This window comes from uncultured Traorella sp., assembly GCF_944327115.1.
GTDB lineage: Bacteria > Bacillota_I > Bacilli_A > Erysipelotrichales > Erysipelotrichaceae > Traorella.
The window spans coordinates 1-14,910 of record NZ_CALVGS010000130.1; the positions used below are offsets into that span (position 1 = coordinate 1).

Below are 14,910 nucleotides of genomic sequence, written 5' to 3' on the forward strand. Positions count from 1 at the left end.
CTTATCAGAATTTTACAACCCATATAAGAGGGTTATGTATAAAACATGATAACTATTTCATTGTAGCAATCAATCCTAGATTTAACTATGGTTCTCAAAAAAAGACACTCCAACATGAGATCATGCACATCATGAAAAATCACTTTTTCTGCGACCCAAGCGAGATAGAAGAATGTGAGCAAGAAATAGATCATATTATAAACGATTTTAATTTATATTTTGATGATGCGATTGAAGCCATAAACTGGTAATCACACATATGTGTTTACATATATCTAAATCAAAAGGGGGAATTTATTATGGGTTTACGATTTAGAAAAAGCATTAAGGTAGGTCCTGCAAGGATCAATTTAAGTAAAAGCGGTGTTGGTTATAGTGTAGGCACTAAAGGATTTCGTGTCACAAAGACTGCAAAAGGTACTGTAAGAACAACCGCTTCAATACCTGGAACTGGAATAAGCCATGTTACTGAAACAAGTTCAAAAAAGAAGAAGAAATCTTCTGATCCAAACATTCCAAATAATACAAATAATTCAAACGATTCAAAAGAACCAAAGAACAAAAAAGGTTCATCTAATTGGTTAACTATTTTGTTTCTGTTTGTTTTTCCACCAGTAGGAATCTTCTTTTTGTGGAAGAAAACAAACTGGTCTAAAAAAATGAAAGTAATTCTTTCTGGTGTTTTTGCAGTTTATTTTTTACTTTATGTTGATTTTATCGATTATATGAATAATCGCCCAGAAGAAACAATTGAAGAAATACAGATTGCCGATGTAGGCGAATTGGAAACAAATGAAAAGAGTGAAGTAAGCTATACAATCACTCCTAGTGATTTAGACCTTAAAAACGCTACTCTCAACGCAGAAAACGCTGATATAGCTTCATTTGTACTAGAGGGAGATACATTATATATAGAAACAAAATCAGCAGGCACAACGTCTTTATGGCTTGAAAAAGACGGTGTAGAAAGCAATAAGATAACCGTTTCTGTAATTGAACCCGAAAATGATGTTGCTCAAAATACAGAACCATCAGAACCGGAAACACCTGTTGTAGATAATACAGAACCTCAAAGTCCTGTTGTTGACAATACAACAACAACTGAACCATCAACGCCAGTAGTTGAAGAACCATCTACACCAGCAGTGGAACAGCCATCAACGCCATCTGAACCAACAGAAGAAATGGTTTATATTGCTGGATCGGGTGAAGGTACTAAATATCATTCAAACCCTAATTGCAGTAATATGAGCAATCCTATTGAAATACCACTAAGCGAAGCCATAGCTGATGGCTATGAGCCTTGCAAACGTTGTTACTAATGAAAAAGAAAAAATATAAAAAAAGAAAAGATGGCAGATACGCTACTACTGTTACTATCGGTCGTGATATAGAAACAGGCAAACCTATTAAGGTATTTGTTTATGGCCATACTATTGATGAATTAAAAAACAATGTCCTTGAAGTGAAATTAAAAAAGAAGCAGGGTTTCAGCTTCTCTACTGTTACATTTAAAGAATATAGAGAAAAATGGTACGAAAAGAAGAAACTTACTTTTAACAAAAATAGTGCAAATACGATTGAGATGTATGACAATATTCTTAAAAATTATTTATCATCTATCGATTACTTTAAATTGAAAGACATCACATCGCACGATATACAGAAGATCATAACAGAAAACAAGGAAAAGAAAAGAACCTGTCAGAATATTAAAATGGTTTTAAATCAAATTTTTAAATCGGCTATAAGTGAAAGAATTATTCAATTCAATCCAATGGACAACGTCACTATACCAAAATACAAGGCAAAGGAAAAAAGGCCCCTTACTCCCGATGAAGATTATTTGTCGGAAGTCGCTGACTTTTCGGACATGGAAAATGCCTTCATTAAATTGATCAAATACTTTGGACTAAGACGTGAAGAAGCATTAGCACTAACAAAAAATGATTTTGATTTTGAAAAAGATCTTCTTCATATAAATAAGGCATGTGCCTTCGCTAAAGGAGAGCCAATTTTAAAAGATACAAAGAATACAGAATCAAGATTCGTACCTATTCCTCAAAATGTAAAATCATTTTTTATCTATTATCTTTCAACTATCAAATTTGATATGCTTTTTACAAGAAAAGACGGTTCATTGTTAAAATCTGGCACCTATCAAAATATGTGGAAAACTATAAAAAGGAAGATGAATAAAGCTGGCGAACCACTAGGCAAAAAGATAAACGATGATCTGTCAGCTCATATATTTAGACATAATTATGCCTGTATTCTAATGTATGCTGGTATTGATATGAAAGAACGGCAATATTTGCTAGGACATAAAGACATCAAGATGACAATGAATATTTACACCCACATTGAAGAAACAAAACTCGAAAGTCCTCAAAGACTATCTGACTACTTTTTGACTACTTCTATATCCACTAATACACCCCAAAACACACCAAAAAATTAAGGCATGATTTCCATTTCATGCCTTTTTATTAGCTATTTTTATCATATTTAAATAGATTATTAAATTATTGTAAATTTTGATTATCAAACAAAGATACATCTAAATCATTTAGATACCCAATCAATGCTTCGCGATCCTTTTGACCTAATTCAACTTTATTAAATGGCGGATATTCATATTCCAATACGATGGATTCTACATCTTCAATATCTAAATTCTGATAAGGACGATTCTTATGATCCTGCATACAGCCAAATAATAGAGATAATAAAATAAATATGTATAAATTCTTTTTCATATATCCACCTCTCGTATATTAATTCTATATTATTTCTAATAATGACAATATTTCCCCAATTCTATTCTTTGATCAAGAAATGATTCATATTTTTTCATGTATAAATTCTTATAATCACGAATTTCAGTCATTGACGTATCAAAAATAACATCTGTTGCATCAACCGATACAGTTAAACCGGAAATAGCCAATACTAAAGATAAAATAAATAATATATACACTTTTTTCATAACTTAACTTCCTTTTACAACCAGCTTTTTTACAATACTTTTATGTATAAATCCGTTACGAATCGTATAAGTAATTTCGTACGTACCAGGACTATATTTTTTACTTATCAATTTGTACGGATCTAAATCACCTCCATGAACCTCAACAATAGGATCAAGCTCAAAAAATAATTGATCTTCAGTAATATAAAACTTATCTTCATCAAAATCGATTGACATTGAGAAATAAATAGAAACCAAATAAATACAGGCAACTACACACAACAATGAAATTAATAAAATAATTTTTTTAAACATATTATCTATATTTTTTCTCCCTTCACATCTTTTATCTATCCAAGCAAGCTCCTCTTTTTTTTAATGTAAAACAACTAAAGCTGCTTACATAAAGGTTGCGGACAGATTATTTGAGAAATGTCTGCATGAACAGAACTATGGTTCTCCGTAATTTGTGTTTTTCCCAAAAACAATGTCAATATAATGATTATTTTTAGTATCATGATATCTCTTCCCTTTCTTATTTTATACTTAAATTATAAGCTCTTATCTTGCCAAAGACAAAAGATTGTAAAAAAAAGTAAAAATGCCAAATTTTAGGCATCTTTACAATTTTTTGTCATTTTTTCATGATAATTTAAATAATACTTTTTATACTTTGTTTTTTTATTTGCGATATTGAAAAGCTCATAATCAAAGATGACCCACAAGGGATGCATATGTTTCATCTGAATGAGTTTTTTGGGAAGTATGACTTTCATGATATGTCTGACAAGCTGTTCTTCATCATAGTCATTGGCCTTCATTCGATAATACTCTAAAAGATCTTTCATATATTCATTATCCGGATTGCTTTCTAAAAGCTTTAAAGGATAAGCATGGTCCATACGATCGCAACAGTAACAGCTAAAAAACAGACTAGCTTCATCCTTACGTTGTTCCATGATCATCATAAAACGCTGAAATGCTTCCTGATAATTTTCAGCCCACATGTCTGCCATTGCGATATTATAACTGACATTCAACATAAAATTTTTAGGAAGCTTACATGTATCAATCATTTCTTTTAATTGAATCAGCTTTTCCTCTGCGAAGGCATCATCAATATTACAGCCTAATGTATATAATGCATTGACACATTTTGCCATTCGATAATGGTTACTCTCTTCTTTCCATCTGTCATACAGGTCTTCATACATTTTCATGCTTTGTATAAAATAGCACTGACTTTCTCTTTCTGTTGCTTCATAAAATCGGACAAGAGGTTCATCTCTTAAAAAGCATGTTGCATCTATTATCTTTTTTCCATATTGCTGATCATAAACATAATTGAAATTAGAAGTATACAGACATTCGACCATACAAGCTAAAAGATCATGTTCAAAAATATCCAGTTTCATCAATTCCAATAAATCGTCGATCTCATCTTTATTAAGATAATGATTTTCCATGTAATACTGAAACAGGACCTTAAACAGATAGTAGTATTCACCATAAAGAATACAGTTTTTATAATCAGAGAGCTTTTCTTTCATCTCTTTGTAAAGAGGTGCAAAATAATCTTCATCAAAGTATTCAAATGCTCTTGCTGCTTTTGGAATATAAGAATTTAGCCATTCATCAAAGTTTTCTATTCGTTTAAATTCTTTATGATAGAATTGAATAAACTCATCATAGAAATCATCTTTTCTTATCATTCCACCATTTTCTGCCTGCCGATAGGTCGTATATGAAGCACGGTCAAAGAATTCTATATCTTTGACCGAAACATTTTCTCTTATCCGATAATATTTAAACAGTTTTCCGAATCGATATTTTTCTTTTTTCGTATAACTCATATTTTTATATCACAAAATCTCCCTGTACAAAAATATCTGTTTCTTTACCATCAAAACCAATGCCTGTAACATGCATATCCTCACTGCCAAACATAAAGTCTACATGCAGTAAGGAATCATTGGCACCGGCTTCCAAAAGCTGTTCATTTGTCATATTTTCACCATTCTTGACAGTTGTCGGATAGGCGGCACCCAGTGCCAGATGACAACTGGCATTTTCATCAAACAGCGTATTATAGAAAAGAAGATTCATCTGTGATATAGGGGAGTGGAAAGGAACGAGCGCCACCTCGCCAATGTAATGACTGCCTTCATCAAACTCGATGAGCTCTTTTAAAGCTTCCATTCCTTTCTCCGCATGATAATGGATCACTCTGCCATCTTTAAAATCAAGATAAAAATCTTCGATCAGCGTACCGGAATAATCCAATGGTTTGGTCGAATAAACACGTCCGTTCACATGATTGCGATAAGGCATCGTAAAGATTTCTTCTGTCGGCATATTGGGATTAAAGATGATCTGATCTTTTTGGGTCTTTTCATAGCCGCCTGCCCATATATGATGTGGTGCCAGGGCAACATGCAGATCGGTTCCTTTGCCGTTGACAAAATGCAATTCTTTAAAATTCATTTCATTTAACAGGGCGATGCGATGGGCAAAAGCTTCATCGTGTTGCTTCCACGCCAAAACAGGATCATTCTCTTCAAAGACATGACAGCTTGAAAGGATCGCATCCCATAATTTTTCATTGGCCTCTTCTTCATCAAGATCACTGAAAACCTTTTTGGCCCATAATGAATTGGAAACTGCCGCGACACACCACTGTGTCAGATTTGCGCTTGTATATTTCTGAAAAGGTTTGGTTTGTTTCGAATAAGCGATATTGCGGGCGGATATCTTTTTGGAATCAATGCCTTTCATGATTTCGGGGATCGGTGATGTAAGGGATATAAAACAGCTGCCGCTTTCATATTGATCTTTCATTTTTTCGATCGTATATGCTTTGACATCACATAATTCTTCGATGCTTTGATATTCATAGTCCATCCGATTAATGATCGCATCGCTCCATTCGACCGTTACTTTTTTAGCATGTGCTTCATAACAGGCTTTCACCAGTTTTCTGACAAAAGAGGCATTATCGACTCCTGCACGAATGACGACATGCTGACCCTTTTGAACATGAACACCGCTAAGAGCGATCAGTCTTGCATATTGATCTAATCTTTTCTCTAACATTAGTTACCTCTCGACATCGGTAGCATCGCTGCTCCTATAAGACCCGGTTCCTCCAGCCGGGCTTCACTGAATTTTGTACAACGCATGCCTTCATGAACAAGAGTTTTAAAGATTTCCTGCATCTTATCAAAGAAAACATCCTTGGACTTCATGCATCCGCCGCCCACGATAAAGATATGCGGGTTAACGACATGGGCGATATCCGCAAACATCAAAGCCAGATCATAGGTCATCTCCTCTACGATCTTTACTGCTTTTTCATTTCCCTCGCGTGCCAGATCAAAAACATCGCCTGCATGCCGGATCGAGTCGCCAAACACTTCCTTGCCCTTACGGGTGATCGCAAGTCCGCTGGCCTCATTTTCAACGGCCCCTACATTAAGATAGTTGATTTTCTTGCGATTCCTATCGATCACGATATTCGCAATCTCACCGGCATATCCTGCCATACCGCTGACAAGCTGATGATTGACCGTAAACGCTCCGCCGATTCCTGTTGAGATCGTCACATAGTAACAGATCGGATATTCCTTACCTGCTCCATGGTAGCTCTCCGCCAGACAGGCAACATTGACATCATTATCCGCATAAGCAGGCAATCCGCATCGCTTGCTGATTTCCTCACACATCGGATATTTTGTAAATCCCGGCAAATTGGTAGAAAGCATCATCATGCCCCGCTGGGTATCCACAGGTCCCGGAACACCTAAACCGATGCCCTGACACTCATTCCAACGATCCAGTGACGTGATCATGCGTACGATCTTATCCATGACATGATCGACACCCTGTTCGATCTCAGTGCTTTCCTTTACAACTTCAAGGATCTTTCCATTTTCATCTACTCTGGCAGCACGTACATTCGTACCGCCTAAATCTACGCCAATATATGTTTTCATTTCTATCTCCCTATTCATAAACCTCAAACCAGTAGCTCGTCATAAACGATTTGTTCGGTGAAAGTGACATCATGCCCTCTCTTTTTTCAAATGGTACATCCACCTTCTCAAAATCTCCATGTCCATACCACGGTTCGATACATAGAAAATCAGCATCCGGATCACTGCTCCAAAGAGCAAGGAACGGGAAACCATCAATCGTCATACGAATCTTATATTCATCCATGATCAGATCGACATACGGACTTTTCAGATTCTTATAAACAATGGTCTGTTCCTTGGCAATCATTTCATGTGATAAATTCCAATGATCAAAGCTTACCTTTTCCTCACGTACACCATCATGGATATGAATCTGTGTCGCTTCTTCAGGACAGGCAAATCGTAAGATACCGGTATCATAATGACGCACATTGAAACCCGGATGCAAACCAAAGGTAAATGGCATGATACGTGATGAATCATTGGTGATCTGATAAGTGATGATGACACGGTCATTCATTAATTTATATTTGATCTGATAAGTAAAATCAAAAGGATACTGACTTTTAGTTTCTTCATTGCTTTTCAGTTCCATCGTAATCTCATCATCGCTCTTTTTGACACATTTTAATACCGCATAACGGATCAAGCCGTGATTTTTCATGGCATAGGTCTTTCCATCGATCTTATAATCTTTTGAATACGTATTGCCTACTATCGGAAACAAGGTCGGATTCTTTCCCTTCCAATGCTTCTCATCTCCCTGCCACATGACCTCAAGATCTTTTTTCTTATATATTAAACTTGCGATCTCACCGCCGGCCTCACTGACTTCTAATCGTAAAACATCATTTTCAATAACCATATTTCCTCCTATTTGATCGCATCCATCGAACGGGACGCAACGACATTGACACCTGTACGGGCAACATTTTCGATGATGACGTCATACATCTTTACAGGTGCTTTTACCTTGACCTTATTGATTTGTTTCATGACGTCCGCTACCTTGCGCTTAGGCACCGGCGATGCCGTCATCACCGGAAGACGTGTTAGCGCTGCATTTTTCAGCACGACGGTACTTGTTACCATGCGTGTAGGATTGCTCATCTCTTCATTGGCATACTTAACACCTCTTACACAGCCGTTATGACTCACAGAAACCACTTTTTTCTTATCCATCTCAACTTGCATCCGACAGCTCATCGGACAAACGATACAGACCATTTCCTTTATCATACGTCCTCCTTCACTTCAAATACCAGATCCTTGGCCCCCATTAACATGCTTTTTTCTAAATCAAGCTTTTCCATTTCCGCAGGCAGCATCACTCTTTTCTTCACTTCCCGAAGAATATTTTCACCGCTGCGAATACGCAAAATACAATCACGCATCGGTTTTTTTACACGGAAAGAAAAACGGCAATCATCCTGCATATTCTCTTTACGCAGCCGCTGCGGAACGACATGGGCAACATTTTCACCCGCACAGACATGAACCATTTCCTCATCAACAAAACCGTCATGAAGATAACGGGCAACCTCTCTGCCGCACACCTCCGCCTCCAGATAGACATCATCCACCAGATCATGTACCTGAAGAACATTTCCACAGGCAAAAAAACCGCTCAGGCTCATCTCAAAAGCTTCATTGACAGCCACGCTTCTGGTTTGCGGATCACGTTCAACATTCAGCTTATTTAAAAGGGAGGTATCCGGAAGCAGTCCTATCGAAAGCAACAGGCAGTCCACAGCCACGCTCCATTCACTGTCCTTGATCGGCCGGAGATTTTCATCAACCGAGCTCAGCTCGATCCTTTCGAGCCGAGGATGCCCGATGATACGCGTCACCGTAGTATTCAGATATAGCGGAATATTAAAATCCTCCAAACACTGTACGATATTGCGACTCAGACCATTTGAATAAGGCATGATCTCCGCAACACCTAAGACCTTGGCCCCTTCCAGCGTCATCCTTCTTGCCATGATCAGGCCGATATCACCGCTGCCAAGGATAAAAACTCTCTTACCGCACATATAACCATCGATATTTAAATAGCGCTGTGCCGTTCCGGCAGTCAGCACATTCCCACAGCGGTCCCCCGGAATCGAGATCATGCCCCTGCTTCTCTCCATACAGCCGCAAGCCATGACGATTGCTTTCGCCTGCACTTCGACCACACCTTCATCCTCATTGACATATGTGACCTTTTTTCCTTCCGTAATATTGATGACCGTCGTATCCAGCTTTATATCAATATGATATTTTTTGACCGATTCGATGAGCAGCTGCGCAAACTCAGGTCCTGTACACTCCTTTTTATAAATATGAAGACCAAAACCATGATGGATGCACTGGTTCAAGATACCGCCCAGTTCCTTTTCTCTTTCAATCATCAAGATATCCTTGATACCAAATCTGGCAATTGCGACAGCACAGCTCATACCGGCACTTCCGCCGCCAACAATAACACAATCAACCTTTCTCATGGTGTACTCCTTTGCTTTCACAGACAAGGACCGGACTTCCTTTTTCATTATAATCAACTTCGCTTGGTGAAATACCCAGCTCCTTCGCAAGGATCTTCACCACTAACGGTTCACAAAATCCTCCCTGACATTTTCCCATACCGGGGCGAACCCTTTTCTTTACCGCCACAATGCTGCGAGCCCCACATTTCCGCCGGATACAATCAATGATCTCACCCTCGCTTACCTGCTCACAGCGGCAGATGATCCGACCATATTTCGGATTATGTTCAATATATCTCTCTTTTTCATCTGTACTGCACTCATTGATGACGACATTTTTTACACGATGCGCAAAAAACATTCTCTTAGATAAATTTAAACGTGTCAGTACATAATCATTGACCACCTTTTCCGCAATGGCAGGTGCACTGGCCAAGCCCGGTGAATCAATGGCGGCAACATTGATAAAATTTTTAACGCTGCTTTCCTCAATGATAAAATCATTGCTTGCACACGATGCGCGTAGACCGCTAAAACTGTGAATGATTTCCTGATAAGGAACATTCTTGACGATCTTTTCTACCTTTTCTCTGACATATGCCAGACCGCTCTCACTTGTCGAATTATCCTCGCGATCTTTTTGTTTGGAAGCACTTGGTCCCAATAAAATATTACCATGTACCGTCGGAACGACAAGCACCCCTTTCCCTTTTTTGGTAGGAGCCGGATAAATAACATGTTTAACAAAATTAGACGCATTTTTTGATAAGACAAAATATTCGCCCTTCCGTGGCAGAATATTAAAATCCTTTTTATGAGTGACCATCTCATTGATCTTATCCGCATAGATTCCAGCACAGTTAATGACGATTTTAGCGCGATAGGTATGATCCTGTGTTTTTACAGTAAATCCGTCTTCTTCTGCGACAATATCCCTGACTTCCTGATTCAGTTCACATTTACATTGGTTGCTCATCGCAGTTTCCATGGCCGCAATTGCGATCTTCCAGGGAGTCACGATTCCTGTCTGCTTACAGTAAAGTGCCTTGATGACATTATCTGAAATATTTTCTTCCAGTGTCAAAAGCTCATCACGTCCTATCAGCTGCGTTTTGATTCCTCTTTTTTTAGCCTGGTTATGAAGCCGCTCCAAGGTATGAACCTCATTCTCATTTACAGCCAGGACAAGTGAACCGATCTGTTTGAAATCAACCTTCAGTTCCCTGCACAAAGAAGGATATTTGCGAGCTCCGCGAATATTCATTTCAGCTTTCAATGAATAATCATCGGGATCATAACCGGCGTGAATGATAGCACTGTTTGCCATCGTTGCCTTGTTCGCAATATCATTTTCTTTTTCAAGCAAAAGTACATTGCAGTGATATTTGGAACAGTTATAGGCAATCAGCGAACCTATGATACCGCCGCCAATAATAATAATATCTTCCATACTGAAATCTCCTTTACCTTTCTATTATAAAAAAGAATGATCAAAAATACAAGTAAACGCTTTCTTCCATTAAAAAAATAAGGCATTTTCTAATGAAATACCTTATCTCTATTTAGAAACCTGAATGTCCTCCGTTGAAAATACTGCTTCTTGCGGATTTTCCCGATACGAATCATTGACACGGACCCCTACGCTTCTGAAATCATATGACAGATCCCATGTCACCTCTTCATTCGGAAGATCATTCATATAAACCATATAGTAAGCGATGACGCTTTGATAATTTCCTTGGCGATTCTGCATCTTCCTGCCGATATAGCTGGCATCCCAGGAAGAAGAAAGACTTGAATTAATATGAATGACCGGTATCCCGACCGGAGTATTGGTATTATACTGATATTCGATCGTAAACAGATATCCTTTTCCAAGATTGTTATCTACTGCCTGAGCCTTCATTTCAATATCAAAGACATAATCAACAAAGACTTCCGTTTGTACATTGACGACGATGCCTTCATCGTAATAAAGACGCAGTTCAAACGTATTGCTGCCTGTTACCAGTCCATAATCGAAAACGGAGATCGTCGTTTCCATTTCATTCGTAAATGTATTGATCAGCGTTTCCCCATGATACAGCTCCAGCTTTTCAAAAGCATGATCATTCATCTGATAATCCCATATCAGCGATATGCTATCCTCATCATCATGAAACTCACCGCTGAACAGCGATATCTGAGGATCCGTTTTTTCTGATGGAACATCTATGATCGGAAGATCATCCTTAATATCACCACGCAGCTCTTTGACTATCAAACGAACGGTAAGCGTGGCAATCACCAATAGACAGACGATCAGACACCCTGAAAAGATTTTGTTTCGTTTTATAAATTCAATCATTTTCTCACCTTTTGTTTATTATACTCTATTTAACAGATGAATGCAAAAGGATTTAGATATGCATCACAGCTCGATCTTAAAGAGGATCCCGTTATGAAACATTTGAGCACTGATTTTCCCATGATGGGCATCTACGATCGCCTTAGCAATCGAAAGACCGATCCCCTGCCCGCTCACATGTGAAGAATGTGCCTCATCTCCACGATAGAATCTTTCAAAAAGCAAATTAGGATCATCTGTAAAAGGCTCACAGCTGTTATAAACTTCTAAGATACATTTGCGATTATGATGAATCAGGATAATAGAAATTTCATACGGTTCACTGATATATTTTTGTGCATTTTCCAATAAGATATTGATGAGCGTCTGCATACAGGAGGCATCTGCTTTCACGATCACATCCTTTTGAATATCTTTTTTGAGATGTATATGTTTTTGTTCCAAAAGAGGACGAAATTCCGCAAGTGTTTTCTCCAAGCATTCGCTCATATTGACATTTACCTTTTCCATCTCCCGGCTCTCTTCCATTTTCGAAAGCATGAGCATTTTCTTTACCAATTCATTTAAACGCAGAATCTGGTTCTGTGAGCTTTTGATCCATTCATTTTCACCAATTTCCATTGTTAACACTTCATTATTTGCAGATATGATGGCAAGCGGCGTCTTGATTTCATGACCGGCATCCGTGATGAAACGCTTTTGCTGCTCGATTCCTTTCACCATAGGCAAAATCGCTCTTTTAGAAGCAAAATAAACAACGATGAAAAGGATCAGGAAAGAAAAGATACCGATCCAGATCGAAGAAATAAATACTGCCTGGATCGCATCGATCTGATTGCGGATATTGATAAATACGATCAGCTTATTCTCATCATCACTCTTTGTGCGATAGTAATAATCATCGATGATACCCTGGGTACCACCAGCCTGAATGGCATATTCTCTGGCAGTTGAATTTGAAACTGAAGCGATATGTGAAGTATCAATATCAATGATCTGATCGCAGCTGTATTCGACGGTAAAAAACCGGGTTTCGTACATCGTACCGTTTTCAGGACCTTTTTTCATCTCATCATAGTAAGGAAGCTGACCGTCATTTTCAATAAGATAATCAATTTTATGATTGATCTTCTGATAAAGCTGGACAAAGTTCAGGATATTGATCAAGATTAACACGATAAGCAGGATCAGCGATAAGGCGATCATCATCGTTCGGATAAACTGATGCTGGTACGCCTTAATCATCTTTTTTCTCCAGCGTATAACCGACACCTCTGGCGGCTTTGATGCGTACATGGGCGCCGAGCTGATTCAATTTCTTCCGCAATGCACTGATATAGACCCAAACGACATTGATTTCCGCATCAGAATCATAGCCCCATATCCTATCCATGAAGGTTTCTGTAGAAATGACCACGCTGGGATGACTCATCAGCATTTCCATCATCTGGAATTCACGATTGCTTAAACGCAGACGTTTATTTTCTACGACCAGCTCATATGTCAAACGATCAAGTGTCAGATCCGCAAATGTCAAAGTATTCTCCATGACCTCATGTTTCCTTCTTGTCAAAGCCCGGATACGGGCAAGCATTTCAGCCATTGAAAAAGGCTTTGGGAGGTAATCATCGGCCCCCATATCCAAACCTGTGATCCGATCTTCGATCTCAGATTTGGCACTCAGTACCATGACAGGTGTTTGGATATGCATCGCCCGAAGCTGTTCCAACACTTCCAGACCATTCATCTTAGGCATCATGATATCCAAAAGGATCACATCATATTGACCGCTTAGGGCATAGTCTAAAGCATCCATCCCATCATAAACGGCATCGACCGTATAATTATGATGCTTTAAGATTGCTGAAATGGCATTTGACAATTCTTTTTCATCCTCACATAACAATATTCGCATAACCCTACCTCTTTTTTCATTTTATATGGTTTAGATTAAAATAACTTAAAATCAATGACGCTTCCATGATCCAAACCTGTTTGTTAACGAAAATGCATCAAATCATGAAAGATTCAATGCATGTTTCATTATTCAAAAACCTTTGCAGCCTCCTCCAGCAGATCACGAATCTTCAGATGCTGAGGACAGGCATGCTCACATTTGCCACATTTGATGCAGTCACTTGCTTTTCCTTTATTCTCAGTACATTTTTTATAATTCGATGCACTGGTCCAGTCATTATAGGTCTTTTTCGCATTATATAAAGCAAATATATCCGGTATCGGTATCTGCTTCGGACAGCCGGCAACACAATACTGACATGCCGTACATTCGATCTGATGGAGCGTTTTCAGTATTTCACGTACCTTTGCGACTGCCACAAACTCTTCTTCATTCATCTTTTTGAAATCTTTCATCGTCGCAAGATTATCACGCATCTGTTCCAGGCTGCTCATTCCGCTAAGCACCATGAAGACCTGGTCAAAGCTGGCAGCATAACGCAGTGCATAACTGGCATAAGAGCCGCCATGAAGCTCATCCAGAACCTTTCCGGCCTCTGCCGGCAGATCCGCTAATCGTCCGCCACGTACCGGTTCCATGACAATGACAGGTTTATGATGCTTGACACATACCTGATATACCTTATCACTTTCAACATTCGGATTATCCGCATCCAGATAGTTAAACTGGATCTGAACGACCTCTATCTCCGGATGCTCGCTTAAGATCTTATCCAATAGCTCCGGCTGATCATGAAAAGACATTCCGATATGTTTTATTTTATTCGCCTGCTTGAGTTCCTGTACAAACTCAAAGGCCCGGCATGAAGTATATTTTTTATAATATTCACGATTCATCGCATGCAGCAGATAATAATCAAAATAATCCACCCCACACTGCTTCAGCTGTAATTCAAACAGCGGCATCAGATCCTCATAAGAATTAAAAAAGTTTGATGTCAGCTTATTGGTCAGATAATAAGCGTCACGGGGATAACGCTTTGCGACACATTCCCTTACCGCCGTTTCACTTAACCCATCCAGATAACCATGAGCCGTATCAAAATAATTAAATCCCGCTTCGATAAATTCATCTACCATCTGATTGACCTGTTCAAGATCAACCTCTTTATCTTTCATAGGAAGACGCATGCATCCAAAACCAAATTTTTCTCTAAGTTCCATCTTTTT

Annotated in this window: 17 protein-coding genes; 3 read left to right on the top strand and 14 right to left on the bottom strand. The window is 38.5% G+C overall.

The genetic code is table 11. The features are described 5' to 3' along the window. The 3 genes from Q0K35_RS11005 to Q0K35_RS11015 all read left to right on the top strand — a co-directional run. Positions 1-251, top strand: a 251-nt coding sequence (locus tag Q0K35_RS11005; RefSeq protein WP_294562911.1) for a hypothetical protein, incomplete at its 5' end; no start/stop codon positions are given. Between the two features lie 48 nt (positions 252-299). Then, positions 300-1,322 carry a DUF4236 domain-containing protein gene (locus Q0K35_RS11010; RefSeq protein WP_294562912.1) on the top strand — a complete coding sequence of 341 codons (1,023 nt, stop codon included), beginning with the start codon at positions 300-302 and terminating at the stop codon, positions 1,320-1,322. Continuing rightward, positions 1,322-2,461 (top strand): site-specific integrase, encoded by a 1,140-nt coding sequence (locus Q0K35_RS11015; RefSeq protein WP_294562913.1) that lies wholly within the window; start codon positions 1,322-1,324, stop codon positions 2,459-2,461. The genes Q0K35_RS11010 and Q0K35_RS11015 overlap by 1 nt, the downstream gene beginning before the upstream one ends. Before the next feature lie 64 nt (positions 2,462-2,525). On the opposite strand, the gene Q0K35_RS11020 is transcribed toward Q0K35_RS11015, so the two are convergent. The 14 genes from Q0K35_RS11020 to Q0K35_RS11085 form a co-directional block, all read right to left on the bottom strand. Beyond that, positions 2,526-2,759 carry a hypothetical protein gene (locus tag Q0K35_RS11020; protein WP_294562914.1) on the bottom strand — a complete coding sequence of 78 codons (234 nt, stop codon included), beginning with the start codon at positions 2,757-2,759 and terminating at the stop codon, positions 2,526-2,528. A 35-nt stretch (positions 2,760-2,794) separates the two neighbouring features. Next, positions 2,795-2,989, bottom strand: a complete 195-nt coding sequence (locus Q0K35_RS11025; RefSeq protein WP_294562915.1) for a hypothetical protein — start codon at positions 2,987-2,989, stop codon at positions 2,795-2,797. A gap of 3 nt (positions 2,990-2,992) precedes the next feature. Then, on the bottom strand, positions 2,993-3,286 hold the full coding sequence (locus Q0K35_RS11030) for a hypothetical protein (protein ID WP_294562916.1): 294 nt from the start codon (positions 3,284-3,286) through the stop codon (positions 2,993-2,995). A gap of 296 nt (positions 3,287-3,582) precedes the next feature. Continuing rightward, positions 3,583-4,824 (bottom strand): hypothetical protein, encoded by a 1,242-nt coding sequence (locus Q0K35_RS11035; RefSeq protein ID WP_294562917.1) that lies wholly within the window; start codon positions 4,822-4,824, stop codon positions 3,583-3,585. Positions 4,825-4,828: 4 nt separating this feature from the next. Next, a complete protein-coding gene (locus Q0K35_RS11040) occupies positions 4,829-6,064 on the bottom strand; it encodes an aminopeptidase (protein WP_294562918.1) in 1,236 nt (411 codons plus the stop codon). Then, positions 6,064-6,963 (bottom strand): ROK family protein, encoded by a 900-nt coding sequence (locus Q0K35_RS11045; protein ID WP_294562919.1) that lies wholly within the window; start codon positions 6,961-6,963, stop codon positions 6,064-6,066. The genes Q0K35_RS11040 and Q0K35_RS11045 overlap by 1 nt, the downstream gene beginning before the upstream one ends. 10 nt (positions 6,964-6,973) lie before the next feature. Next, complete coding sequence (locus Q0K35_RS11050; protein ID WP_294562920.1) at positions 6,974-7,810, bottom strand: aldose 1-epimerase family protein; 837 nt, start codon at positions 7,808-7,810, stop codon at positions 6,974-6,976. A gap of 8 nt (positions 7,811-7,818) precedes the next feature. Further along, a complete protein-coding gene (locus Q0K35_RS11055; protein ID WP_294562921.1) occupies positions 7,819-8,184 on the bottom strand; it encodes a DUF1667 domain-containing protein in 366 nt (121 codons plus the stop codon). Beyond that, a complete protein-coding gene (locus Q0K35_RS11060; protein WP_294562922.1) occupies positions 8,181-9,434 on the bottom strand; it encodes an NAD(P)/FAD-dependent oxidoreductase in 1,254 nt (417 codons plus the stop codon). Before Q0K35_RS11060 ends, Q0K35_RS11055 begins: the two co-directional genes overlap by 4 nt. After that, entirely contained in the window at positions 9,421-10,866 is a 1,446-nt protein-coding gene (locus Q0K35_RS11065; RefSeq protein ID WP_294562923.1) for an NAD(P)/FAD-dependent oxidoreductase, read from the bottom strand. Before Q0K35_RS11065 ends, Q0K35_RS11060 begins: the two co-directional genes overlap by 14 nt. A 108-nt stretch (positions 10,867-10,974) precedes the next feature. Then, the gene (locus Q0K35_RS11070; RefSeq protein ID WP_294562924.1) at positions 10,975-11,763 is read right to left on the bottom strand and encodes a hypothetical protein; all 789 of its coding nucleotides are present in this window, start codon (positions 11,761-11,763) and stop codon (positions 10,975-10,977) included. A 63-nt stretch (positions 11,764-11,826) separates the two neighbouring features. Next, positions 11,827-13,008 (bottom strand): HAMP domain-containing sensor histidine kinase, encoded by a 1,182-nt coding sequence (locus Q0K35_RS11075; RefSeq protein WP_294562925.1) that lies wholly within the window; start codon positions 13,006-13,008, stop codon positions 11,827-11,829. Beyond that, complete coding sequence (locus Q0K35_RS11080; RefSeq protein WP_294562926.1) at positions 13,001-13,678, bottom strand: response regulator transcription factor; 678 nt, start codon at positions 13,676-13,678, stop codon at positions 13,001-13,003. Before Q0K35_RS11080 ends, Q0K35_RS11075 begins: the two co-directional genes overlap by 8 nt. Before the next feature lie 128 nt (positions 13,679-13,806). Next, positions 13,807-14,910, bottom strand: a 1,104-nt coding sequence (locus tag Q0K35_RS11085) for an aldo/keto reductase (protein WP_294562927.1), incomplete at its 5' end; no start/stop codon positions are given.

Excerpts from the sequence above, each read along its gene's own strand:
- Q0K35_RS11010 (WP_294562912.1), top strand. The coding sequence starts at position 300 with ATGGGTTTACGATTTAGAAAAAGCATTAAGGTAGGTCCTGCAAGGATC.
- Q0K35_RS11015 (WP_294562913.1), top strand. The coding sequence starts at position 1,322 with ATGAAAAAGAAAAAATATAAAAAAAGAAAAGATGGCAGATACGCTACT.
- Q0K35_RS11020 (WP_294562914.1), bottom strand. The coding sequence starts at position 2,759 with ATGAAAAAGAATTTATACATATTTATTTTATTATCTCTATTATTTGGC.
- Q0K35_RS11025 (WP_294562915.1), bottom strand. The coding sequence starts at position 2,989 with ATGAAAAAAGTGTATATATTATTTATTTTATCTTTAGTATTGGCTATT.
- Q0K35_RS11030 (WP_294562916.1), bottom strand. The coding sequence starts at position 3,286 with ATGTTTAAAAAAATTATTTTATTAATTTCATTGTTGTGTGTAGTTGCC.
- Q0K35_RS11035 (WP_294562917.1), bottom strand. The coding sequence starts at position 4,824 with ATGAGTTATACGAAAAAAGAAAAATATCGATTCGGAAAACTGTTTAAA.
- Q0K35_RS11040 (WP_294562918.1), bottom strand. The coding sequence starts at position 6,064 with ATGTTAGAGAAAAGATTAGATCAATATGCAAGACTGATCGCTCTTAGC.
- Q0K35_RS11045 (WP_294562919.1), bottom strand. The coding sequence starts at position 6,963 with ATGAAAACATATATTGGCGTAGATTTAGGCGGTACGAATGTACGTGCT.
- Q0K35_RS11050 (WP_294562920.1), bottom strand. The coding sequence starts at position 7,810 with ATGGTTATTGAAAATGATGTTTTACGATTAGAAGTCAGTGAGGCCGGC.
- Q0K35_RS11055 (WP_294562921.1), bottom strand. The coding sequence starts at position 8,184 with ATGATAAAGGAAATGGTCTGTATCGTTTGTCCGATGAGCTGTCGGATG.
- Q0K35_RS11060 (WP_294562922.1), bottom strand. The coding sequence starts at position 9,434 with ATGAGAAAGGTTGATTGTGTTATTGTTGGCGGCGGAAGTGCCGGTATG.
- Q0K35_RS11065 (WP_294562923.1), bottom strand. The coding sequence starts at position 10,866 with ATGGAAGATATTATTATTATTGGCGGCGGTATCATAGGTTCGCTGATT.
- Q0K35_RS11070 (WP_294562924.1), bottom strand. The coding sequence starts at position 11,763 with ATGATTGAATTTATAAAACGAAACAAAATCTTTTCAGGGTGTCTGATC.
- Q0K35_RS11075 (WP_294562925.1), bottom strand. The coding sequence starts at position 13,008 with ATGATTAAGGCGTACCAGCATCAGTTTATCCGAACGATGATGATCGCC.
- Q0K35_RS11080 (WP_294562926.1), bottom strand. The coding sequence starts at position 13,678 with ATGCGAATATTGTTATGTGAGGATGAAAAAGAATTGTCAAATGCCATT.